A 24,601-nucleotide genomic window follows, 5' to 3' on the forward strand; every position below is an offset into this window, starting at 1 on the left:
TTTCTCTCATACACTAAGAATAGTATGAAAAAAAGAAGGTGATGAAGATGAAATTACATAAAGCTCTTCAGCCAAGTTTTATAAAAAGAATGTACTATATGAGGTTTATCGGAAAGTTTACAAAAGCAGAGAGAGAGAAGAATGGAGAGAACTTCTTTGTACAATGCCTATCGCCAATACCATTTACGTTACAAGAGCAATTAAAAAATGAACCATACGTATTTGAAGGTTTATGTAGCAATAAAAAGAATGAAAAAGTCTTTTCGGAATTAAAGAAAAGAAAATTAGAAAAGCAACTGGTTATGTTTCGTCTCTATTACGAGAGAGGACATATATATGTGGAGTTAATTTGTGCAGAAGAACCGCGAGAAATGGCTAATGGCTATAAAATGATTCCAGTACCTAAAGTTTCTGAATACAAAAAAGGAGAATCTTTAGAAAGAAAACTTGGAAATGGCTATTTGTCATTTCTAATGCCAAAATATCCGAAAGACTTTGAGCCTCCTGAATTATTGTGGCACGATGGAAGGTTATATGGAAATATATCTTTAAAGTCATCATCAATTAGCTCAATTGCCTATTTTGAACAGCAGCGGGAATGTAAGTATATAGACTTTAATGACTGGGTGAAGCATGTAGAAATAGCGGTAGAAGATCAATTGTATTTTGTAAGTAATCACATGTATGAGCAATTAAAAAAACGAATGACTGAAGAAGGTAAGCGTGTAGAAGTAGAGGAAATAAAAGTGCACAAGGATGAATGGGAATGGGATGAGCGTGAATCCGTCTTTTTACAGTATGTAAAAAGTTTTGTACGTAATAAAGGGCTATATTTGGATGAAACGGACATTTATAATTTCCATATAAGTGCGAAAACAAATATGTTGACGATTCTTGGTGGTATACCAGGCGCCGGGAAATCCCGTTTTGTGCAAGCTTATGCAGAAGCACTTGGATTACAGTATGGGGAAGAATTGGTGTGGATTCCGATTTCACCATCGTATCAAGAACCACATGATTTACTTGGTTATCTTCACCCAAATGGTACTTTTATTGAAAGTGAAACAAAATTAGTTAGGGCGTTAATGAAGGCAAAAGAAAATCAAAATCAGCTTTATATAATCGTTTTTGATGAAATGAATATGTCACATATTGAGCATTGGTTTACTCCATTTCTATCTGTTCTTCAACTTGAAAAGCAAAACCGTATTTTAAATTTGTATGAAGGTGTACAAGAAAAAGAAAATCCAATTCCACCAACAATTGAAATTGGTGAAAATATTATATTTGTAGGTACAGTAAATTTTGATGAAACAACGAAAGAGCTCTCAGATCGATTATTAGATCGGACGAATTTAATAACGTTACAAAAGATTCCGTTTTGTGAGATGTGTATGGAACAAGAGAAAATTGTATTACAACCACCTTTGAAAGTAACTGCAGGAGAATTTCGTATAAGTTGGGTCAGAAATAAAGCGATGATCGAGGTGTTTTCTGAAGAAGAGTTAGAGCTATTAGATAAGTTACATGTTGTATTGTCATCACACGATATGTCAAAGGGAATTTCATTTCGATGTGCAAACGCAATCGCTACTTATTTGCAAAATATACCGTTTCAAAATAATCATTCCTATATGATCAGTAGAGAAGAAGGATTTGATTTACAAATCAAGCAGCGTGTATTGACGAAAATAAGAGGGACTGAAATGATGGTGGGCTCTTTACTTTCTGAAGAAGTAAAAAGGGGGGCGACATTAGTACCTCTTTTACAATCGCAACTTGCAAACAGAGTATCTACATTTGAACACTCTTTAGCATATATAAGAGAAAAGCGTAGAGAACTGGAGTTGTATGGCTATGCAAAATGAAGGGCGATATGAAACAGAAATCGTTGATACGAAAGAAACACTCCCTTTTTTATTAAAGTTAATCATTGGATCGGAGGCAAAAGGGGAATATATATTATTAAATCGTCTTTGTACATCTACTACAGCATTAGTTCAATGTATTTATAAAGTACAAGAATTAAAACCAATTAGATTGCATTACCATTATGAAAGTCCAATGAATATTACTTTTATATGGAATAAAGTATATGAGGGACAGAAAAATATAAAGGAATCAAAATATGAAATAAATGAAAAAAAACAAAAGGTATTAATATATGAACATGGAAAAACGGAATTCTTTTATCCATGGCGTTGTGGCTTATATCATTTTGAAGTGAATATAGAAGATAAAACGTATTATGGCGCTTTTCAAGTCGTTCCAAAAAATTTTTTTGATGATCAATTTGAAATGATTCAAAACTATGTAAAGTCAATTTTAAATGAGTTGATTTTAGATAGAGGTTATTATAAAAAGACTTTCTCTGCACTCAGTGATATTGAAGATTCTTCTTATTTAGTGTTACTTAGAAAGTTGCCGCAAAAAATGAAAAAGATAAAGCAAATTTTTAAGAAAATAGAATTGAGTTCAAATTTTATACATGAATATAAATGGGAAGAAAAGGAGCGTAAAGCAACGAGAAAAGGAGCCATAGTGGCGGAAAGAAAACCTTATGCAAAAAAATATAATCGTAAGTTTATAGAACAAAAAAATAGTAAGGAAAATGCTTTTCTTAAATTTAAAGCGATGCAATTTAATCTCTATTTACTTGAAGCTGAAAGTTTTTTACGTCAAACAATTGAAATATTAGAAAGAGCAAAAAAGAAGAAATCAGAAGAATTTCAGGCTGTAAAAACGATTATACAAACAATTGAGCGTAATGGATCAGTGACCGATAGAGAAAAACAAAAATATAAAAATATACATTTACTAAAAGAGGCGGATTTGCGAAAAAGTTCTATGAAGATACAAGAATATAAGATATTAGCACATTTTGTACATGAAAGTGTACAATACTTTCAAACTTTAATGCATTCTCCATTTTGGAGGGAAGTTTCCGAAACGGGTAACATGAACTCACATAATTTACCGATACCACATCAACAACTACTACAGCATTTAGATTTACTTCCACAATATACAGATCAATCTCCTTCTTTATTATTTGTTTATAAACCAACATTTTTAGTGTATGAATATTACGCTTTTTTTATCGTTATTTCCATGTTAGAGCAAATTGGTTTTGAGGCTATAAATTCCATCCGTGAACAAATACAAGAACATTTTTATGTAGATGGATTACAGGATGGAACGACAGTTGTTTTACACCGAGAGGATATGAGAGTACATGTCGCATTCAATGATTTAATTGAAACACATCCTCTTATTGCATTAAGTAAAGGGAGTAATTTTTATAATGGAGAAGATACGAAGAAGCCAGATATTCGTTTAGACTGTTATATAAAGGAAGAAGGGAAATACGTATATCAATCTTCTATTATTATTGAAGTGAAGTATAGCCCGATGTACAATATTTTTCAGCACGTTGGAAATACGAAAGCAACTGAGCAAATGTATAAGTATTGGTCTATCAAATATGTAGAAGAACAGGATGGAAAGAGAGTCTATTATCGAAGGGCCATTTATGAAGTTATTTGTGTATATCCAGGAAGTCATATGCATAGTAAAAAAATTGAGTCCGGGTGTGGTGTGTTCTTGCAATTATATCCATATAAAACGAAACAAGGGGAAGAGAAATTAGCCGGCAAACATGGGATGGTACAAATTTTTGAGAAGTGGTTAAAAAGCATGAAGAAGTAAAAGAAATCCTTTTTTATAAAGGATTTTTTTAGATTAAGAAGAATTATATGCAGTATAGAAGGAAGCTTCATATGATTTGAATTTGAAAGTAATATAGACATGGTGTTAGAAGAACGGTACATGAGGGATAAAAGACGATTAAGATGGAATTTAATTCATTTTGCAGAATATAATAAGTCGTAAATATTTTTAGTTGCATACGAAGATGTGTTCTTATATGATAGATAGTGAAAGCGTTATCAAAAACAGAGCGGCGATGGGAAAGGCGGGGAAATATGTTCCAGCGGGTTCAAACAAAGGAAGAACATTTTTGGTTCGAGCAACTATGGGGAGATTTTTGTGAAGAAAGAAACTTAATGTTCGTAGAACGTAATTTAAATCCATCACGATTTTTATTAATAGAAGATGAACATCATATCGGTACAGTAGAATGTATTAAGTATACGGTACCAGAGCAATCAAATTCTGAGTTTTTCTATCCGTTTTCTAAAAATGATTTAGTAAAAGATTTGAAAAATGTATATGAAATAGGCAAGTTAAGTATTGCGAAAACGTCTCGTGGGAGAGGACACTTCAAAAGACTAACAGCTATTTTATTTATGCATGCATTAGAAACGAAAGCAGAATGGTATATTGCAGCAGTTACAAAAAGAATGTATATGTATTTAGTAACACTTGGTTTTCCAATTGAACCGATAGATAAGCCATTTCAGTTTCATGATACTTTACAAGGTGTACCAGTACGAATTCATGCCCGGAAAGGGGCTACGCATTTGTATTCTTTAAAAGAATTTCGAGATGTAATTCAAGGGAATGCTCATGCACAGGCATTAATCGCAGAATACAGTAAAAATATTATGTTAACCAAATAAAGCGAAATAAATATATGTAATAAAGAGAATGCTATTTTAATATGAAATCATTTTTCATGAAAAAAGACCCTTATTATTGTAATAAGGGTCTAAAAGTTATAATCCAAATATACTAAAAATCATTTTGCGGCGCTTCGGTTTCTTTTCGCGTTCATATGTTGGTTTAGTATCGGGAGTTATATATATTGGCTCTTCTTTCTTGAGTGTAGCCTCTAGCTTTTGAATTCGCTCTAACATTTCCTCCATTTCACGACGATGTTGTAAAAGTTGATACGTAACAACATCATTTGCCTTATCTTGCATCTGTTCTTCCATTCGATCTAGTCTTCTTGTAATTGTGTTTAATTGAGCTGCTAATTGCTCAAAATCATGCGATGATATGTTTTGAACAATTGTATTTACTTGCGTTTTTAATTCTACAACATCGTTTGATGATGTTTTTGGAGTTGGGTGAGAGTTTGGAGACTGCTCTATTTGTGAAAGATGGTATTCTAACATTCGATCTAAATCTTCTTGTGTAAAAATAAAGTGACCATATTTATTTTTTTCTATCGTAAGATTTAATTGTTGTGCAATCCGGACAACAGCCTTTGGGCTAACACCTAATTTTTTTGCGATAAATGGTGTTTTATATTCCAAAATAATCCCTCCTATATATATCCTGTTGAATGATTTCGATCTATGAAGGAAGTTCCCTTCAAGTGTGACAAAAGAAGTGTGGAATCGGCAAAGAAAGTGTTTTTTCACGAAATGAAGCTATGAAGAATATATCGTGTATATAAAAATGTTTTATTGTAAGATTTAGAATCATTTGACTGAGGGAAATGAATTAGATTATCATAATGATAAATATCTTTTTTATGTATGCATATAATATATAAAAAGGTGGTTGCTAATGTAGAATTTTGTTAGAGTATTAGAATGCTTACTTCACTTGAATAAAATTAAGTAGGAGGTGGCTTCCTTGCTTACAATGTAAGTAAGGAGAAGTATTTGGACATATATAGTATAAGTATAGTGATTGTTTTAATTGCCTTAACGGCATTTTTCGTTGCAGCAGAATTTGCAATTGTTAAAGTGCGAAGTTCACGAATTGACTATTTAATTGCAGAAGGAAATAATCGCGCAACATCTGTCAAAACAGTCATTACAAACTTAGACGAATATTTATCTGCTTGTCAGCTAGGAATTACAGTTACAGCTCTGGGGATTGGGTGGTTTGGTAAACCTGCGTTAAAGCAAATGTTTGACACGCTTTTTGTGAATTTGAACATTTCTACTCAACTGGCAGACATTTTTGCTGTAATTTTAGTATTTTTGTTTATTACATTCTTACATGTTGTAATAGGGGAATTGGCCCCAAAAACTTTCGCGATTCAAAAAGCTGAACAAGTGAGTTTATTTGTTGCTAAACCGTTAATTTTCTTTTATCGTATGGCGTTTCCATTTATTTGGATCCTGAATGGATCAGCTCGAATTATTACGAAATTGTTAGGGCTGAAACCACCGAAAGGGCACGATGAGGTTCATTCAGAAGAAGAATTACGGTTATTAGTTTCAGAAAGTTACAAAAATGGAGAGATTAATCAATCTGAATATAAATATGTAAATAAGATCTTTGAATTTGATGATCGTATCGCAAAAGAAATAATGGTACCCCGAACTGAGATGCATATTATTAGTAAAGAAATGCCTGCTGAAGAAGCTTTGCAAAAAATGTCTCGGGAGAAATATACGAGATATCCAGTTGTAGATGGAGACAAAGATCACGTAATAGGCTTTGTAAACTTTAAAGATATTTTCACTGATTTTGTGCAGCATAATGCAGTAAGTAATAAGAAAGTAGAGCAGTATATTAGGCCAATCATTTTAGTTATCGACTCTATCCCAATACACGACTTATTTGTAAAAATGCAAAAAGAAAGAACGCATATTGCCATATTGATAGATGAATATGGTGGTACATCTGGACTTGTTACAGTTGAAGACATTTTAGAAGAAATAGTGGGAGATATTCAAGATGAGTTTGATACAGATGAACAGCCAGAAATTCAACAAGTTAGTGAAACGAAAACAATTCTAGAGGGAAAAGTGCTTGTTAGTGAAGTGAATACGTTATTAGGTTTAACGATTGATGATAATGGTGTTGATACAATAGGTGGCTGGATTTTAACGAAAAATATAGAAATTGCTGAAGAGGATTTCATTGAAATTGAAAATTATAAGTTTTGTGTGAAAGAATTAGATGGACACTATATAAAGAGACTAGAAGTGACAAAAACTGTAGAATCAATTGTTATTTTAGAAGATGAAAAACAAATTAAATTTCAAGAACAAATTAGTTCGTAGACTCTGCTATATGGCAGAGTTTTTTTGAGCATAATGTTTTTGACAGAATAAGGGCTATGATACAATGGCATAAGTCAGACCTTTCACTAGGTGAAGTATTGTTGTATACATATATTTGGAAGGAGAAGAATTATGAAAAAGCATTTATATATAAACGGAGATTGGAAGTCTGTAAACACGTATAAACCATTATACGCACCATATTCTGAAGAAACGTTAGCGGAAATTGCACAAGGAACGGAAGAAGATGTACAAGAGGCTGTTACTGCTGCAAAAAATGCAATGAAAAAAATGAATACATTATCTGCATATGATCGTGCGACTATTTTAGAAAAGGTTGCACAAAAAATGGATGAAAGAAGAGAAGAATTTGCAGAAATTATTGCAAAAGAGGCTGCAAAACCAATTCGTGCTGCGAGGGGAGAAGTAGATCGTACCGTTCAGACATACAAATTTGCGGCGGAAGAAGCGAAGCGTATATACGGTGAGACACTGCCACTTGATGCAGCACCTGGTGCAGATGGACGTATTGCATACACAATACGAAAACCGATTGGGGTTATAGGAGCTATTACACCATTTAATTTCCCATTAAATTTAGTGGCACATAAAGTCGGCCCTGCAATTGCTGCTGGAAATACAGTTGTGTTAAAGCCAGCTGATCAAACGCCATTATCGTCTTATGCATTAGTTGAACTATTTGAAGAGGCAGGATTGCCAAAAGGAGCTTTAAATATTATTTCTGGTCCTGGTTCAACTGTAGGTGAGGCACTAGTTACAAATGATGATGTTGCTTCCATTACTTTTACGGGAAGTCCGAAAGTTGGAATCGGAATTAAGGCAAAGGCTGGGCTAAAGCGAGTTACGTTAGAACTAGGATCAAACGCTGCTGTTATTATTGATGAAGATGTAGAATTAACAGATGAATTAATTGAACGTGTAAAATGGGGTGCATTTGTTAATAATGGACAAGTTTGTATTTCGGTACAACGTGTTTTTGTACATGAAAAGAGAATGGATGAATTTCTTTCAAAGCTAAAGAAAGCGATGGAAACAGTTGTTGTGGGTGATCCATTACTTGAAGAAACGGATGTATCGGCTTTAATTTCGAAAAAAGATGTAGAGCGGATTGAAATGTGGGTGCAAGAAGCTATTAAGGAAGGGGCAGCTGTTTTATACGGTGGTAAGAAACATGATGCAAGGATTTTTGAACCAACTGTATTAACAAATGTTCCAGAGTATGTATCTGTACAGTGCCAAGAAGTATTTGGTCCACTTATGACAGTAAATACATTTAAAGAATTTGATGAAGCAATAGAGCAAGTAAATCATTCACGTTACGGTCTACAAGCAGGTGTATTTACAAATAATTTGTTTAAAGCAATGCGTGCAATTGATGAGTTAGAAGTTGGTGGTGTCATGATTAATGACATTCCAACGTTCAGGGTAGATCATATGCCATACGGTGGTGTGAAAGAAAGCGGCACAGGGCGTGAAGGAATTAAATATGCAATAGAAGAGATGACAGAAATGAAATTAGTCTGTATTAAAAAATAAAGTAGATCGAGCTAAAACATCGTAATAAAAAACGAGCAGGAAATGTTTACGATTCCATACTCGTTTTTTATTGTTTGTTTTATGTTTTTCGATACGATTTCATTTAATCAAGTGTACCTTTTACTTCATTTCTTGTTTGAAAATAGCATCTTCTACATAAATTTGTTCTTTGTCAACAGCTGTACTATGGGATAATACTAAACCGATGGGTGTTTCTATACCTTTATTTTGAACAATTGTAAAAGGAACATTTTTTTCATTTGCTAATTTAATGTATTTTGATAAATGTGGGTAAGCAATGCCACCATTTAGGAATATTTGTAATGATTGAGAAGAGCGCATGCTACTAGCTACTTCAGAATATACATTACTTTGCATTACTTGACCGATAGTTAAAGCGATTTCTACACGCTCACGTAATGTAGTTAAATACATATTACGTTCTTCTGGTTTGTTCTGCTTTTGGCCGTAAATGCCTTCTTGGAGATAATCTTCCACATTTTTATTTACCATATTTTTCACACCTTTCATTTTCTATTGTACGAAAGAATGAGGCAGGATGCAAAAAAAGTCGCATCGAATGTAAAAAAAATTGAATGAAAGGAAGGAAAATAGAATGTATCAATCTAAACAATTAATAAAGGCATTAAAAATTTTATCAACACATATTAACAAAATGTGACAATAATCTATTAACGAATCGCATTTTTTGTGTTAATATTCAAAATATAAAGGGTGTTCGTCGTATGGAAATGGAGGGAATGGGGGTTTTTCCAATCGATAAGGATATTAAAGAAGTATTTTGTTCGCACTTGAAAAACAACAGGCACCAATTCGTTGAGAACTGGAAAAACAAAATGATAATTTCCGATAAAGATCCATTTAAACTAGAAGCAGTTCAAAATGGAGAGGATTTATTAGAGTTAATTATCGAACTTACAATGGAAGAAAAAGATATAGATTATCTTCAGCCATTATGCGAGAAAATTGCTATTGAACGTGCAGGAGCAGATGCGAATATTGGAGATTTTGTTTATAATGCAAACGTGGGAAGAAATGAGCTTTTTGAAGCGATGTGTGAATTAGAGGTTAGCGCACGTGAATTGAAACCAATTATGGCTCAAATACATACTTGTTTTGACAAATTAATTTATTATACTGTTTTAAAATACTCGGAAATTATATCAAGAAATTTAGAGGAAAAACAGCAATATATTAACGAAACACATAAAGAAAGGCTGACGATATTAGGGCAAATGTCAGCTAGTTTTGTACATGAATTTCGTAACCCACTTACTTCGATTATGGGATTTGTCAAATTATTAAAGGCAGATCATCCGAGTTTATCGTATTTAGATATTATTTCGCATGAATTAGACCAATTAAACTTTCGGATTTCGCAATTTTTACTCGTATCAAAAAAAGAAATGTGGACGGAATCAGAACAATTTTGGCTTAATGATTTGTTTCAAGATATTATACAGTTCTTATATCCGAGTTTGGTTAATGCAAATGTATCGATTGAAAAGAATTTGCCGTACCCAATTCCGCTTGTTGGTTATCGGAGTGAAGTGAGACAAGTATTTTTAAATATATTAATGAACTCAATTGACGCTCTTGAATCGATAAAAGAAGAACGAAAAATTATTGTTGATGTATTTGAAGAAGATCAGGCAATTCGAATTGTAATAAAAAATAATGGACCAATGATTCCAGCTGAAAATGTAGAAACGATTTTCGAACCATTTGTAACTACTAAAAAGTTAGGAACTGGTATTGGGTTATTTGTATGTAAACAAATTGTAGAAAAACATAATGGGTCCATCATGTGTCGTTCAGATAACGATTGGACAGAATTTCAAATTGAGTTTCAAAAATAAACAGTCTACACCAAATGAATGGTGTAGACTGTTTTAATTTGTAAGGATAACGGCTTCTAATTTAGGATCCTTCGTTGAATAACCTAAAATTGAAATGGTATAAATGATGTTCGGTTCGACTTTGAAATTCGGTATAGTTAGCAAGACACTTGCATTATCTGCGAGTGAAACTTCAATATCTGCTGTACCAGGGCTAACTTCTAAAAAATCTGTAATTTGTTTAAAGAGTACATTTTCAAATAAATGATCTCCACCTTTTAAACTTACATTTACAACAGGGGTATCCGGAGAAAAATGTGCAAAGCGTATTTTTGCTTGACCAGCTGGTAAATGTGTATTATCAAGCATAGGTTGTAATTGTAGATGATTGTCACTATTTATTGCGGCAAAAGTATAAGAGTGATTTCCCATTATCGGTACTAAAGCTGAAAAGATGGGAGTTTCATTGTCGACAGGAACAATATCTATACGGTATTTACCTTGTACTAATGTTAAATAGGGACTAAATTGTTTAAATGAAATATTTTTAATAACCTTTTGTCCGTTTACTAAAATGTCAACCGCAGGTGTATTGGAAGCTGAGTGAAAAAACCTTATATGTGATGGTAAAGCAGCTTCTTGTGAATCTCTTTTTTCATATGCCTGTACAAGTTTCGTAAGCGCATCATAATATTTCATATATAGTTCTACATATTTTTTCGGATTATGAAATTGATAGTAACGAGCGAGCTGTTCGTAACGTGCAGCTTCTTGTCCATATTTTTCGATTTCAGATTGAGACATGAACATTCCTCCTTTGTCATCATTAACACTATATGCTTAGCAAGAAAGAGGTTATGCAAAAAAATTGTTTCTAAAAGGAGGAAAGTTGAAAATAAGTAAAAAATATTGCTTATGGTAAGTGTAGTTTAGGTGAACGAGAGTTATAAATTTCTAGAGGACACAATAATATTTCCTCCAAATGAGCTGATGAAGTTCGGATTATGAAATGAAGACTTAAGAGTGAAATAAGTGAAATATCGAAAACATGTCCAAAATTCTTAGAAAACTAGGGATTTTTTAAATTATGGGCGAATACACATACAAAGTGATAATTGTCCTACATAAATTATAAAGGAAAGGTAATTTGAAATTGAGGAAAGGAATGAAATATTGGGATGGGGATATCCCGCAAGGATTTGAGAGTGGAGTTATGGACGATTTTGTGCTTTAGGCTGTAGGATGAAATTTGAATTTGTAATGCTATTGTTTCTATTTACGTTAGCAAGTGAAGGTATTAACTGATAAAAGAGCGTCGTGCCGAACTGATTAATGTGGTTAATCGGTTCTTTTTTTAATGTATAAAACGGATGATGATGTATGTGAAATCTTGGTTTCTTTAAAATAATTGCTATGCATTTAGTGGGATTAATTGTCGAGATTTGTTTGAAAATATGCAATATAAAGTAGGAGAATAGGAAGGAGTTTAAAGGGAGTTTCGTCGAAGTTTACACAATGTCGGCAATTGAGGGAAGCTGACATTATGTTAAGAAAACATGTAGTGAAACATTTATTTTATATAAAGGAGGGTTAGTTGAGCGTATAAATAAGGGGTGGTCTTCGAATTTAGTTCTGAATTTTCTGTTTTTGAAGTTGATATTAAGCACTCATTTGTATATTTTATAATAGTTTTTTGATAAAATCACTGCTTTCGCAGAGGGTTCTTTTTTATGAAAGAAACGTCAATTTTCTTCATATATATATACAAATTGGAGAAATGGGGGAGCGCTATGCGCGATTACTTAATTAAACCACTTGTTGGTCAGCCGTATCCAATGATTTCACATGGAAAAGGTGTGTATTTGTATGATCAAAACGGAAATAAATATTTTGATGGCTCGTCAGGGGCAATTACGGCAGGTATTGGGCATGGCGTAAAGGAGATTGCGGACGTTATCAAAAAGCAAGCAGAGGAGATTGCTTTCGTTTATAGATCACAGTTCACGAGTGAACCAGCTGAAAAATTAGCGAAGAAATTAAGCGATTTAAGTGTAGGAGATTTGAACTGGAGCTTTTTTGTAAATAGTGGTACGGAAGCAAATGAAACAGCTATGAAAATTGCAATCCAGCATTTTCAAGAGCGAGGTATTCAAGGGAAACATAAAATTTTGTCACGATGGATGAGTTATCACGGTATTACGATGGGAGCCTTATCAATGTCTGGGCATCCACTGCGCAGACAACGTTTCGTGTCAATTTTAGAAGATTATCCAACTATTCCAGCTCCATATTGTTTTAGATGTCCGGTGCAAAAGGTATATCCAACTTGTCAGCTTGCTTGTGCGACTGAACTAGAAAGATCAATTGAAAGAATTGGTGCAGAACATATCGCAGCTTTTATCGCTGAACCGATTATCGGAGCAGCTGGAGGCGCAGTCGTCCCGCCGAAAGAATATTATAAAGTTATTAAAGATATTTGTAGTCATTACGATATTCTATTTATTGCCGATGAAGTAATGACTGGACTTGGTCGTACTGGTGCTTGGTTTGCGATGGAGCATTGGGGTGTAGAACCGGATATTATGACTCTTGGTAAAGGTTTAGGAGCTGGATATACACCGATGGCAGCGACGATTGTAAGTGACCGTGTTATGGAGCCAATTTTACGAGGATCACGTTCAGTTATGAGTGGGCATACGTTAAGTGCAAATCCATTATCAGCAGCAACAGCTCTAGCTGTTATTGAGTATATGGAGAAACATAATCTACCTGAAAAAACAGCAGAAAAAGGAGAGTATTTAATAAAAGGACTACAAAAAGTTCAACAACAATCGACAATCATTGCTGATGTACGCGGAAAAGGTTTGCTGATTGGAGTAGAATTGCAACCGTTTACAAAGGCGTCAGAACTTATTTCGGTTGCAGCTAAAAATGGTCTTCTTTTATACCAAGCTGTTTCAGGGCAAGCAGGAAAAGAAGATAGTGCACTGCTTGTAGCACCGCCAATGACAACTACATATTCCGAGTTAGATGAATTACTTTCAATTTTTGCAAAAAGTGTAGAAGAAATGATGCAAAAAGGAGGGCATAGTATCGCATGACAACTATTACGAATACATTCGGTAAATTAAAAGAAATAGAGGAAGTAATTTCTTTGTTCCACGATGATATGACATTAATGTTTGGAGGATTTGGGGGGATTGGATCCCCTCCATCTTTGATACAGGCGATTTTAGAAAAAGGAGTTACAAATTTAAATTTAATAGGAAATGACACGGGATTTCCTGATGTAGGAATCGGTCGTCTTGTTACGAATGAAAGAGTAAAATCATTAGTTACCTCACATATTGGTTCAAATCCAAATGCAGGGAGACAGCTAAACGAAGGAAGGTTACAAATCGAGTTTTCCCCTCAAGGAACATTAGCAGAGCGTATTCGCGCTGGTGGTGTAGGACTTGGAGGCGTATTAGTTGATGTAGGTGTTGATACGATTGTAGAAGAGGGAAAACGTACAGTTGAAATGAATGGTAAGACATATTTAGTTGAAACAGCATTAACTGCTGAGGTTGCAATTGTATATGCGAAAAAAGCGGATCCGTTTGGTAATCTTGTGTTTGATAAAAGCGCTCGTAACATGAACCCTCACGTAGCAATGGCAGGGGATATAACGATTGTAGAAGCAGAGGAGATCGTTCCACTTGGAAGTTTAGATCCAGAAGAAATTGTTGTCCCAGGAGTATTTGTAAATTATATCGTACCGTCGGAAGGAGTGAATTGGAAATGGGTATGGGCGTAGAAGTGAGAGATAAGATTGCTAGGCGCGCAGCGAAAGAAATACAAAATGGTATGATTGTAAATTTAGGTATTGGTATACCATCGCTTGTACCGAATCATCTTCCTGACGATATAAACGTTATGTTTCATGCGGAAAATGGAATTGTAGGTATGGGACCTACGCCAAGCAAAGGGAATGAAGACGAAAATTTATGTAACGCAGCAGGTTTACCAACTTCTCTTATTACAGGAGCGAGTTATTTTGATAGCTGCACAGCGTTTGGGATGATTCGAAAAGGTTTATTAGACATAACGATTCTTGGTTCATTACAAGTAAGTGAGAATGGTGATTTAGCCAACTGGATTGTCCCAGGAAAACGCGTTCCAGGTATTGGGGGAGCGATGGATTTGGCACAAAAAGCGAAGCGGGTCGTTGTTGTAATGAATCATGTCGATAAATACGGAAATGCAAAAATTGTTTCGGAGTGTACATTACCGTTAACTTCAAAGAAATGTGTAGATTTAATTATTACAGATATGGCAGTTATGGAAGTGACGGAGGATGGACTCATTTTACAAGAGTTAATGAGCCCATACACAGTGGAAGATATAAAACAACATACAGAAGCTGATTTCAAAATTGACTCTAACTTACTAGTAATTGAATGAGGGGAGATGTAATATATGGAGCAATTAAAAAAGAAAATTTGTGATTATATCGAGAGTCATGAAGAGGAAAGCGTAAAATTTTTAAAACGATTAATTCAAGAAAAGAGCGTATCTGGTGATGAGAGTGGTGCGCAGGCAATTGTGATTGAAAAATTACGTGAGCTAGGTTTAGATCTAGATATTTGGGAACCATCCTTTTCTAAAATGAAAGATCATCCTTATTTTGTATCACCGCGTACAAGTTTTTCAGATAGCCCGAACATAGTGGCAACCCTTAAAGGAAGTGGCGACGGAAAATCTATGATATTAAATGGACATATTGATGTCGTGCCAGAAGGAGATGTGAATCAGTGGGACCATCACCCTTATAGTGGTGAGCAAATAGGGAATCGTATATATGGTCGTGGAACAACGGATATGAAAGGCGGAAACGTCGCACTAATGCTTGCGATGGAAGCCATTATTGAATCTGGTATTGAATTAAAAGGAAATATTTATTTTCAAAGTGTAATAGAAGAAGAAAGCGGCGGGGCAGGAACATTAGCGACTATATTACGAGGATATAAAGCGGATGGTGTCATTATTCCAGAACCGACAAATATGAAGTTTTTCCCGAAACAACAAGGGTCCATGTGGTTTCGTCTACATGTGAAAGGCAAAGCAGCACATGGTGGAACGCGTTATGAAGGAGTAAGTGCAATTGAAAAAAGTATGTTTGTTGTAGAGCATTTGAGAAAATTGGAAGAGAAGAGAAATGGTCGAATTACAGATCCATTATTTAAAGGAATCCCGATTCCAATTCCAATTAATATTGGAAAAATTGAAGGTGGGAGCTGGCCAAGTTCTGTTCCTGATTCGTTAATTTTAGAAGGAAGATGTGGTATTGCGCCGAATGAGACTATAGAGGCAGCAAAAGAAGAGTTCGATAATTGGATCGCTGAATTAAATGATGTGGACAATTGGTTTGTTGAAAATCCTGTAGAAGTAGAATGGTTTGGGGCGAGATGGGTTCCTGGTGAACTAGAAGAAAATCATGAGTTAATTACGACACTTGAGCATAACTTTGTTGAAATCGAAGGGAACAAACCGATTATTGAAGCGTCTCCTTGGGGGACTGATGGAGGTTTATTTACACAAATCGCAGGCGTACCAACGATAGTATTTGGTCCAGGAGAGACAAAAGTAGCACATTATCCAAACGAATATATAGAAGTTGATAAAATGATAGCTGCCGCAAAAGTTATTGCATGTACATTACTAGATTGGTGTGAGGTGAAAAAATGAAATACTATGAATCTTTTAGAGAACAGACGAATGGCTATACAGTAGAAGGCGTATTAGACTATTTTAATAAACGTATTCGAGTAGACCACTACACAGGAAATATTGAGAGGATTATAAAAACAATTGACGAATTAGCAGAGAAGCATTCTTTCACTAAATGTATTATTAAAGGAAAGGGAGAGCATGTTTCTACATGGCTCTCTTTCGGTTTTTTATTGGAAGCAACAATACCGCATTATTTTCAAGGTCATGATGCATACTTCTTCGTGAAATTTATTAATGATGAAAGACGAAATAGTATTCATTGGGCTGAGGAAGATACCATTTTAAGCGGAGTTAAAGCAAAAGAAGTAAAGGAAAAAATAGTTCCAGAGAAATTTCTATTAAGAAAAGCGACCGAAGAGGATGCGGAAGAATTAGCGGTCGTCTTTGGAAAAGTATTTGAAGTTTATCCGACTCCTTTAAACGAAGCAAGTTATGTAAAACAAACGATGAAAGAAGACGATACAATATACTATGTGTATGAATTCGAGGGAAAAATAATTAGTACAGCATCTGCAGAAATGAATATAAAAGAAGGAAATGCAGAATTAACGAATTGTGCTACGTTACCCGAATATCGTAAGCATGGGTTTATGAAAAGTTTACTAATTAAGTTAGAAGAAGAACTGCAAGAAAAATCGATTTTCTGCTCCTATACAATTGCTCGATCACTTTCTTTCGGAATGAATGCGGCCTTTCATCAGTTAGGTTATACGTATACAGGAAGACTGGCGAACAATTGCTACATTTTCGATAAGCTGGAAGATATGAATATATGGGTGAAAGATTTGTCTAAATAGTACGGTATAAAAATAGAACGGAATCGTCATGCTTATAATCGCATATAGGTATGCCGGAAATTCGGCACGTGATTGCTGAATTTTCGGCAAAAGGGGGGATGACATTGCTAGCAGTTTCGACACAAGAAGTCATTGAAGCGATTTTGGGCAGTATTGATGAGGCTATACACGCAGTAGATGAAAATGGTATTACAATTTTTTATAATACAGTAGCTGCAAAACACGATGGATCAAAAATTGAAAAAGTGTTAGGTAAACATTTATTAGAAGCGTTTCCTTCTTTATCTAGGGAAACAAGTACGTTGATGAAAGTGCTAGATACAAAAAAGCCAATCGTTCATCAAGTGCAACATTATCAAAATTTAAATGGGGAAGACATTTGTACAGTAAATACGACGTTACCTATTTTTATAGATGGAAATATTGCTGGGGCTGTTGAAATTGCTAAGGATTATTCCACAGTTCAAAAACTTACGGATACAATTGTCGATTTGCAGTCGAAAATAAAGCGGTCATCTAGAAAAAAAGCAATTAAAAAGCATATTGCATTTGAGACGATCGTGACGAATGATGCTCGGTTTAAACAGACGAAAGAATTAGCACAAAAAGTAGCCCCAACGGATGCAAATGTTTTAATATATGGGGAAACAGGAACAGGGAAAGAGCTATTTGTACAAGCGATTCATGAAGCTTCTAAACGGAAGAACAAGCCGTTTATTGCACAAAACTGCGCAGCTTTGCCAGAATCGCTATTAGAAAGTTTATTGTTCGGAACGACGAAAGGCAGCTATACAGGGGCAATTGAACGAGCGGGATTATTTGAACTTGTAGATGGAGGGACATTGTTTTTAGATGAACTGAATTCAATGCCACTCGATTTACAAGCGAAAATGCTACGTGTATTAGAAGATGGTGTTATTCGTCGTATTGGTGATAATAAGACGAGAAAAGTAGACGTTCGCGTTATTACCGCAATGAATCAGCCACCAGAAATATGTTTAAAAGAGAATAAAATTCGCACTGATTTATATTATCGATTAAATGTCTTTTCATTATATATTCCGCCGCTCCGTGAAAGAACTGAGGATGTATTATTATTAGCGTCTTATTTTTTGAAAGAATATAATAAAAGTTATAAAAAAGATGTACTTCAAATGGATAAGGAAGCGAAAGAACGACTAGAAGCTTACCAATGGCCTGGAAATGTTCGGGAGTTAAAACATACGATTGAACATGCTGTCATAATTGCAGAAGGTAATACATTAACAGCCAATTGTTTACCGCGTACATTTCGGAAAGAGAATCTTCCGAAGAAGAGGAGCATATTGCCTCTTAGAGAAGCACTTCATCAAACGGAAAAAGAATTAATAGATCAAGCGTTAATTGAAACGGAAGGGAATATACTACAAGCTGCAAAAATGTTAGGTATCCCTCGTCAAACGCTGCAATATAAGCTGAGTAAGTACGACAAAACCGCCGAATAATTGGCGGTTTTTGTGTATTTGCACCAATAAAAGAGCGTTTACATATATAAAAAGTAATGAATATGATAGTATGTATGGATTTCATACAGTGCTTAAAAATATTTTTTTGCTTATGTAATAGCGTTCTCCGTACATTTACTTATCAATAATGTAAAGTTGGCATAACTATTGCTTATATAAAGGATGAGCGTATAAAAAGGGGGAATAGCAATGTTACATGATGTATACAAACCAAATCGTCACTGGAAAGATATCGAGTTGTGGAAGGATGTTACTGAAGAACAATGGAATGACTGGGTTTGGCAATTAACGAATACGATCAAAACGTTAGATGACTTAAAGAAAGTGATTAATTTAACACCTGACGAAGAAGAAGGCGTTAAAATTTCAACGAAAACGATCCCGTTAAATATTACACCGTACTATGCTTGGCTAATGAATCCTGATGACCCACGCTGTCCGATTCGGATGCAATCTGTACCGATCTCGGAAGAGTTATATAAAACAAAATATGATTTAGAAGATCCGCTTCATGAAGATGAAGATTCACCAGTTCCAGGGTTAACACATCGTTATCCTGACCGCGTATTATTCTTAGTAACGAATCAATGTTCTATGTATTGTCGTTACTGTACACGCCGTCGTTTTAGTGGACAAATTGGAATGGGTGTGCCAAAGAAACAATTAGATGATGCAATTGGTTACATTCGTGATACACCACAAGTACGAGATGTATTAATTTCTGGTGGTGACGGTCTTCTTATTAACGATAAAATTTTAGAATATGTATTAAAAAATTTACGAGAGATTCCGCATGTCGAGATTATTCGTATCGGAACGAGAGCACCGGTAGTATTCCCGCAGCGTATTACAGAAAACTTATGTAACATTATTAAAAAATACCATCCAGTATGGTTAAATACACATTTCAATACTTCTATTGAAATTACAGAAGAGTCGAAAAAAGCATGTGAAATGCTAGCGAATGCTGGTGTTCCAATCGGAAACCAAGCAGTAATTTTGGCTGGTATTAACGACAGCGTTCCAATTATGAAAAAACTTATGCATGACTTAGTAAAAATCCGTGTACGCCCATACTACATTTATCAATGTGACTTATCTGAAGGTATTGGTCATTTCCGTGCACCGGTATCTAAAGGTCTGGAAATTATTGAAGGTTTACGCGGTCATACGTCTGGTTATGCAGTTCCAACATTCGTTGTTGATGCACCAGGAGGAGGCGGAAAAATTGCGCTTCAACCAAACTATTTAATTTCACAAAGTGCAGATAAAGTTGTGCTTCGTAACTTTGAAGGTGTTATTACAACGTATCCAGAGCCAGAGAGCTATATCCCAGGAAGAGCAGAAGGGTACTTTAAAGAAATCTATCCAAACTACGAAGAAAAACGTTCAGATGTTGGTATCGCAGGTCTTATGAGTGATAAGAAATTTAACCTTGTTCCAGACGACTTACAGCGTATGAACCGTCGTAAAGACTATGAAGATAATGAAACTCATGCATCACTAAAAGATAAACGTGATAAGCGTGATCAACTGAAAGATAAAAAGTATCAATCACAAATGGCTAAATTAGAAGAAAACGACAAAAAAAATGAGGGTGATGCAGTATGAATTGTATGTGGTGTGACAGTACAGAAGCGAAAGAAAGCTTGAATACTGTATATTGGGAATTGCCAGATGGTACGAAAGCCATTGAAATCCAAGAGACACCATGCATTTCTTGTTCCTCATGTGGTATGGACTATCAAGCAGATCAAACAGTGAAAGAAATAGAAGATCAATTGTTTCTAATTTATACGAAAGATTTACCAAAACAACTAACATATGAAGAATTAATGGGAAGACCACGTCTATTAAAAAGAAATTATTTCGACTTTTAACCAGCTTTTATGCTGGTTTTTTTCTATTTTGCCTTGTATAATGTATCCAAGTTAGAAAGGTAGGGAATATTTTTGAAAAAGACATTTTACCACTATATGATGAAGCATCGTGCCGCTCTATTTAGTAATGAAATTTCGAATTTAGCAGAGGCAATGTACGATGATTTAAGCTTTCCGAAGCAATCTGAAGATTACGATGAAATTAGTTCATACTTAGAATTAAGTGGAATGCTAGAAAGTATGTCTATATTTGATGAAGCTTGGGATTTATACATACAAGAGAGATAAAAACTATAAGATGGTATTTTTGATGAGAAGCTAGTCTATTTGCTAGCTTTTTTTACGTTGTAAATAAATTTTCATATGGTGATATTTTTTATTGAAAAAATTTATGAATATACGCTTCTGTGATAAGCGTTTTTATGTAGGTTGCATATACTGTTATCAAAATCACGACGTCAAAAAAAGGAGAGATATAGATGGCAAGGAAAAAGCAACCTAAATATAACGTAGGGGACATAGTCGTGATTACGCTATATGGAACCGTTGGTAAAATCACAAATATGAAGGTTTTAGATGGAGTTTACGTTTACGAAGTCAATAATCACGATGGGTTTTACGTAGAGCAAACGTTGCAGCACGTTTCAGAGCAAGATATGAAAAAAGGTGAAACTGAGTGGATTGAATTAAATTATAATTTCACATTTGGTGATCTCGTGCAAGTAACAGGATACGATAAAGATGTGTTTCGGATTGTTGGTTTTCGTACAGAAGTATGGAGATATAAAAATGACGCATGGGAAGATACAATATACGAATTGTCACGAATTACGGATGGTGAATGGTTAGAAGCAGATGAATCAGATTTAACGCTACTTGCAAATGCTCAAACGGCAAATGCAATTTTGAAGAAAATGAAACAAGATAAAGCTGGTATGAATAAATTAGATTTAGGAAAATTAAAGTCAATTAACAACTCAAAAAAAGTGAGTGTTAAGACAAATCGTCAAGAAATCATTGATGGATTACTTGATATTTATAACGATTACCAATTGTTATTTGATACATTTAAAGATGAAGAATACAAAATTGTTATGGATGTTGTTCATAATTATTTAGTTAAATTGACAGAGAAAAAGTAGTTAACTAGAAAGAGAGAATGAATTGAACAACAACATATGCAGTATAAGGTATGCCTACAATTATTAAAAAAATAAAAAGCCATTTAATAAGAGAGTCTGCCCATTGATCTTCATGCATGAACTCTTCTTTTGTTTGTCCTACTTCTTGTTCTACCTCATATTGGTATTCCATAATTAAATCCCCCTTTTTGATAGCTTGTACTACCATCGTATGCATCTCGTCCAAAGGATATGACCTATAAAAAAGAAAAACTATTTTTCTAATCTCATATACATATTTTTGAGATTTTTTCATAAAACAGAAATAAAGGAGTGATGCTCATGAAGGAAATTGAAGTCGTAATTGATACGGAAGAGATTGCGGAGTTTTTTTATGAGCAACTAATTGAAAGAGGATACGTCCCAAAACGAGAAGAAATTGAAGATCTCGCAGACATTACATTCGAGTACCTATTAGAGAAATGTATGATTGATGAAGTGTTTGATGAAGAGGATGAGTGAAAGTAGCGACGGGGTTTACTCGTCGTTTTTTACTCTTTACAAACTTGTCACAAATATAGTCGGTAATAGTTGGTATAATTAAAAGAAAATTTTACTCAAGAGGTGAAGGGATGTTCAAAAAAATTATTGATTCTTTATTAGGTAGGAAAAAATATCGTTCGTATTCTAGTAGTGATTATCGCCATAGAGGTCGCTCTTATTCAAGTAGCGATTATAAACGACGTTCATCTGGTTATGGCCATCAGCATTATAAAAGAAAGCGTAAAAGCCGTAGCTTCTTTTCAAGTAGCTGATGAAATGGCATCGTATACTAGCTTTATTTGATAGACCACTTCGAAAAAATACAATCGTTGCAGAACGTTATAAAATTGAATCAGTAATTGGAATGGGCAGTTATGGGGTTACATATGTCGTTAATGATTTACAAATAAATAGATATAAAGTCTTAAAACAATTAAGACAAAGTAAACAAAGGTATGAGTCTGGTAGAAGATCATTTGAACAAGAGAAAATGATCTTACAAAAATTAGATCATCATGCAATTCCTAGTTTATATGATCATTTCGTATGGGAGAAAAAAAGCTTTTTTGTGATGGAATATATGCCGGGTGAGAATTTCGAAGATTATATTTTCTTAGATGGGTATGTATATACAGAACGTGAAGTTTTTAAAATTTTATACGATATATTAGAAATTGTATCGGTGTTTCATAGTAAAGGTATTATTCACCGAGATTTACGTATTCCGAATATATTAATGAAAGAAAATCGAATTAGTATTATTGATTTTGGTTTGGCTAAATTGAAGGGTGAGGGTGATGAACGAGCTACAACTTATGAAGGTGAACAAGCTTTGATGCGAGAAGTCCAGTTTCGTAGCGATTTTTATGCGCTTGGTCATTTCTCATTATTTTTATTATATGCAGGCTATGAATCTAATGAAAAATATGAAAAACCATGGTATGACGAATTAACTTTAGAAAATTATAACCGTGAAATGCTTATGCGAATGTTACAAATAAAAACGCCGTACTATGAAAATGTACAAGATTTAAAAAAAGATGTAGCTTTTGCTTTAGAAAGGATGGAGGATCCATGTTTCAAAAATTTTTAGCAAGCGTTGGTATTGGTAATGCAAAAGTAGATACAGTTCTTGAAAAAGATGAGTATATTGTTGGAGAAGAGATACTAGGAAAGGTTCATATAACTGGAGGTTCAGTTAGCCAACAAATTGAAAGCATTTACTTAACGTTATCAACATCGTATGTACGAGAAGTGGATGATAAAAAAGTAACAGCAACATATGATTTAGAGCGAGTTCGTTTAACAGAACCTTTTTCTGTTGAGCCGAATGAAAAAAAGGAAATTCCATTTTCATTTATAATGCCAGTTGAAACACCGCTTACACTTGGAATGAAAACAGTTTGGGTGCATACAGGCCTTGATATTAAACGTAGTATAGATCCAAGTGATCGTGATTACATTCAAGTGTTGCCAAATGCATTATTAAATAGTGTGTTAGAGGGTGTACAACAATTAGGTTTTAAAGCGCGTCATATAGAATGTGAAGAATTACCGTATCGATTACGTAAGCAAGTTCCATTTGCGCAAGAATTTGAGTTTGTTCCGGTTTCCGGAGAGTATTATGGGAAATTAGATGAACTAGAATTATTAATCTTGCCAAGCGCCTACGATCGACTAGAGATTATTATGGAAGTAGACAGAAAATCCCGCGGATTAGCAGGTTTATTTGCAGAAGCGCTTGATCTTGACGAGAAAGTGATTCGCTTTACAGTAATGAATGAAGATATTCCAGCAATGAAAGAAAAAATTAACAATTATATTTTTTAATAAACTATGCATAAAAAAGAAATGGAGAGGAAAACTAAAACAACCGCTCCATTTTTTTGCATAGTGAGGTTATGTATGTGAAACGATATCGACATTTATACTTGTTAAGTTCTACGCTACTCATTTGTTTTGTCGTATTATCACTTTCGTATCATACCGCTTGTATTGAGAAATTTGACAATATAGTCGCGCATTTTATTCAAAGTTTTCGAAACGATTATTTGACAGCCTATTTTACTTGGGTGTCATTTATCGGTTCCAAAAGAATATATTTTCCGTTGCTCATTATTCTTGTAATGTATTTTCTCGTTAGAAAAAAAATGCTTAGTGCATTACTTCTAACAATTAATTATTATGGATCTCGTTACTTAAACAGTATGCTTAAACTATGGTACGAACGAGCAAGACCTGATGTAACACAGCTTGTTACGGCAACTGGATATAGTTTTCCGAGCGGTCATACGATGAATGCTACTGCTTTTTTAGGATTTATTGCCTACGTCACCATTACTGAAGAACGAATTACATTGCATAAAAAATTGTTGATTATTTTTATAGCGAGCTTTGTTGTATTATCTATTTCAGTTAGCCGAATTTATCTTGGCGTGCACTATCCATCTGACATATTAGCAGGATGGGCGGCTGGGGGTAGCTGGCTCGTTTTATGTGTTATATTTCATAAAACGTTCATGAAAAAAGAACCTATGTCATATGAAGTGAACCCGAATAGTGGTACATGAAAAAAACACCTCCTGAATTCGCATACTAAGTATGCAAATTCAATGGAGGTGTTTTTGGTTTGAAAACA

The 24,601-nt window shown here is 34.4% G+C and carries 25 protein-coding genes; 21 read left to right on the forward strand and 4 right to left on the reverse strand.

The genetic code is table 11. The features are described 5' to 3' along the window. Positions 1-47 precede the first annotated feature (47 nt). The 3 genes from FOT98_RS06685 to FOT98_RS06695 all read left to right on the forward strand — a co-directional run bounded on the left by FOT98_RS06685 (position 48) and on the right by FOT98_RS06695 (position 4,580). Positions 48-1,868, forward strand: coding sequence for an AAA family ATPase (locus FOT98_RS06685; protein WP_061678437.1), 1,821 nt, complete (start codon positions 48-50; stop codon positions 1,866-1,868). Further along, positions 1,858-3,708 (forward strand): hypothetical protein, encoded by a 1,851-nt coding sequence (locus tag FOT98_RS06690; protein ID WP_063262794.1) that lies wholly within the window; start codon positions 1,858-1,860, stop codon positions 3,706-3,708. The genes FOT98_RS06685 and FOT98_RS06690 overlap by 11 nt, the downstream gene beginning before the upstream one ends. A 275-nt stretch (positions 3,709-3,983) precedes the next feature. Then, positions 3,984-4,580, forward strand: coding sequence for a hypothetical protein (locus tag FOT98_RS06695; RefSeq protein ID WP_061678435.1), 597 nt, complete (start codon positions 3,984-3,986; stop codon positions 4,578-4,580). Between the two features lie 96 nt (positions 4,581-4,676). Here the strand turns inward: FOT98_RS06695 and racA are convergent, their stop codons facing one another. Further along, positions 4,677-5,219 (reverse strand): chromosome-anchoring protein RacA, encoded by a 543-nt coding sequence (gene racA, locus FOT98_RS06700; RefSeq protein ID WP_063262795.1) that lies wholly within the window; start codon positions 5,217-5,219, stop codon positions 4,677-4,679. Positions 5,220-5,573: 354 nt separating this feature from the next. On the opposite strand from racA, the gene FOT98_RS06705 reads away from it, so the two are divergent. Both FOT98_RS06705 and FOT98_RS06710 read left to right on the forward strand, forming a co-directional pair. Then, positions 5,574-6,929, forward strand: a complete 1,356-nt coding sequence (locus FOT98_RS06705) for a hemolysin family protein (protein WP_063262796.1) — start codon at positions 5,574-5,576, stop codon at positions 6,927-6,929. Between the two features lie 132 nt (positions 6,930-7,061). Beyond that, positions 7,062-8,486 carry an aldehyde dehydrogenase family protein gene (locus FOT98_RS06710; RefSeq protein ID WP_063262797.1) on the forward strand — a complete coding sequence of 475 codons (1,425 nt, stop codon included), beginning with the start codon at positions 7,062-7,064 and terminating at the stop codon, positions 8,484-8,486. Between the two features lie 120 nt (positions 8,487-8,606). Here FOT98_RS06710 and FOT98_RS06715 read toward each other — a convergent pair whose 3' ends face one another. Then, positions 8,607-8,999: a YueI family protein gene (locus FOT98_RS06715; RefSeq protein ID WP_000247570.1), complete on the reverse strand. Its 393-nt coding sequence runs from the start codon at positions 8,997-8,999 to the stop codon at positions 8,607-8,609. A gap of 233 nt (positions 9,000-9,232) precedes the next feature. Here FOT98_RS06715 and FOT98_RS06720 point away from each other — a divergent pair, with 233 nt between their 5' ends. Next, on the forward strand, positions 9,233-10,366 hold the full coding sequence (locus tag FOT98_RS06720; protein ID WP_080467794.1) for a BA2291 family sporulation histidine kinase: 1,134 nt from the start codon (positions 9,233-9,235) through the stop codon (positions 10,364-10,366). A 33-nt stretch (positions 10,367-10,399) separates the two neighbouring features. Here FOT98_RS06720 and FOT98_RS06725 read toward each other — a convergent pair whose 3' ends face one another. Next, positions 10,400-11,149, reverse strand: a complete 750-nt coding sequence (locus tag FOT98_RS06725) for a DUF4397 domain-containing protein (protein WP_061678431.1) — start codon at positions 11,147-11,149, stop codon at positions 10,400-10,402. A 986-nt stretch (positions 11,150-12,135) separates the two neighbouring features. Here FOT98_RS06725 and FOT98_RS06730 point away from each other — a divergent pair. The 10 genes from FOT98_RS06730 to FOT98_RS06775 all read left to right on the forward strand — a co-directional run bounded on the left by FOT98_RS06730 (position 12,136) and on the right by FOT98_RS06775 (position 21,441). Then, positions 12,136-13,446, forward strand: a complete 1,311-nt coding sequence (locus FOT98_RS06730; protein WP_001205889.1) for an aspartate aminotransferase family protein — start codon at positions 12,136-12,138, stop codon at positions 13,444-13,446. Beyond that, on the forward strand, positions 13,443-14,141 hold the full coding sequence (gene atoD / locus FOT98_RS06735) for an acetate CoA-transferase subunit alpha (RefSeq protein ID WP_063262798.1): 699 nt from the start codon (positions 13,443-13,445) through the stop codon (positions 14,139-14,141). Before FOT98_RS06730 ends, atoD begins: the two co-directional genes overlap by 4 nt. Next, positions 14,126-14,788: a CoA transferase subunit B gene (locus tag FOT98_RS06740; protein ID WP_063262799.1), complete on the forward strand. Its 663-nt coding sequence runs from the start codon at positions 14,126-14,128 to the stop codon at positions 14,786-14,788. The genes atoD and FOT98_RS06740 overlap by 16 nt, the downstream gene beginning before the upstream one ends. A 15-nt stretch (positions 14,789-14,803) precedes the next feature. Continuing rightward, positions 14,804-16,072: a peptidase gene (locus FOT98_RS06745; RefSeq protein ID WP_063262800.1), complete on the forward strand. Its 1,269-nt coding sequence runs from the start codon at positions 14,804-14,806 to the stop codon at positions 16,070-16,072. Then, the gene (gene ablB / locus FOT98_RS06750) at positions 16,069-16,914 is read left to right on the forward strand and encodes a putative beta-lysine N-acetyltransferase (protein ID WP_063262801.1); all 846 of its coding nucleotides are present in this window, start codon (positions 16,069-16,071) and stop codon (positions 16,912-16,914) included. The genes FOT98_RS06745 and ablB overlap by 4 nt, the downstream gene beginning before the upstream one ends. Before the next feature lie 98 nt (positions 16,915-17,012). Further along, positions 17,013-18,398, forward strand: coding sequence for an arginine utilization transcriptional regulator RocR (gene rocR / locus FOT98_RS06755; RefSeq protein ID WP_080467795.1), 1,386 nt, complete (start codon positions 17,013-17,015; stop codon positions 18,396-18,398). Between the two features lie 210 nt (positions 18,399-18,608). Next, entirely contained in the window at positions 18,609-20,030 is a 1,422-nt protein-coding gene (kamA, locus tag FOT98_RS06760; protein ID WP_063262803.1) for a lysine 2,3-aminomutase, read from the forward strand. After that, positions 20,027-20,299, forward strand: a complete 273-nt coding sequence (locus FOT98_RS06765; protein WP_000995761.1) for a YokU family protein — start codon at positions 20,027-20,029, stop codon at positions 20,297-20,299. Before kamA ends, FOT98_RS06765 begins: the two co-directional genes overlap by 4 nt. Before the next feature lie 72 nt (positions 20,300-20,371). Continuing rightward, complete coding sequence (locus FOT98_RS06770; protein WP_000750725.1) at positions 20,372-20,587, forward strand: YozE family protein; 216 nt, start codon at positions 20,372-20,374, stop codon at positions 20,585-20,587. A gap of 191 nt (positions 20,588-20,778) precedes the next feature. After that, positions 20,779-21,441, forward strand: a complete 663-nt coding sequence (locus FOT98_RS06775; RefSeq protein WP_000101496.1) for a hypothetical protein — start codon at positions 20,779-20,781, stop codon at positions 21,439-21,441. A gap of 4 nt (positions 21,442-21,445) precedes the next feature. Here FOT98_RS06775 and FOT98_RS06780 read toward each other — a convergent pair whose 3' ends face one another. Continuing rightward, on the reverse strand, positions 21,446-21,613 hold the full coding sequence (locus FOT98_RS06780; RefSeq protein ID WP_000456535.1) for a DUF3930 family protein: 168 nt from the start codon (positions 21,611-21,613) through the stop codon (positions 21,446-21,448). A gap of 149 nt (positions 21,614-21,762) precedes the next feature. Between FOT98_RS06780 and FOT98_RS06785 the strand changes: the two genes are divergently transcribed. The 5 genes from FOT98_RS06785 (at position 21,763) to FOT98_RS06805 (ending at position 24,533) form a co-directional block, all read left to right on the forward strand. Beyond that, positions 21,763-21,942, forward strand: coding sequence for a YozD family protein (locus FOT98_RS06785; RefSeq protein WP_000658451.1), 180 nt, complete (start codon positions 21,763-21,765; stop codon positions 21,940-21,942). A 110-nt stretch (positions 21,943-22,052) separates the two neighbouring features. After that, complete coding sequence (locus FOT98_RS06790) at positions 22,053-22,235, forward strand: hypothetical protein (RefSeq protein ID WP_000473374.1); 183 nt, start codon at positions 22,053-22,055, stop codon at positions 22,233-22,235. Beyond that, on the forward strand, positions 22,235-23,056 hold the full coding sequence (locus FOT98_RS06795) for a serine/threonine protein kinase (protein WP_063262804.1): 822 nt from the start codon (positions 22,235-22,237) through the stop codon (positions 23,054-23,056). The genes FOT98_RS06790 and FOT98_RS06795 overlap by 1 nt, the downstream gene beginning before the upstream one ends. Next, complete coding sequence (locus FOT98_RS06800; protein WP_063262805.1) at positions 23,038-23,793, forward strand: sporulation protein; 756 nt, start codon at positions 23,038-23,040, stop codon at positions 23,791-23,793. Before FOT98_RS06795 ends, FOT98_RS06800 begins: the two co-directional genes overlap by 19 nt. A 77-nt stretch (positions 23,794-23,870) precedes the next feature. Then, the gene (locus FOT98_RS06805) at positions 23,871-24,533 is read left to right on the forward strand and encodes a phosphatase PAP2 family protein (RefSeq protein WP_144290982.1); all 663 of its coding nucleotides are present in this window, start codon (positions 23,871-23,873) and stop codon (positions 24,531-24,533) included. Positions 24,534-24,601 lie beyond the last annotated feature (68 nt).

The organism is Bacillus sp. HY001 (assembly GCF_007558965.1).
In the GTDB taxonomy this organism is placed as follows: domain Bacteria; phylum Bacillota; class Bacilli; order Bacillales; family Bacillaceae_G; genus Bacillus_A; species Bacillus_A mobilis.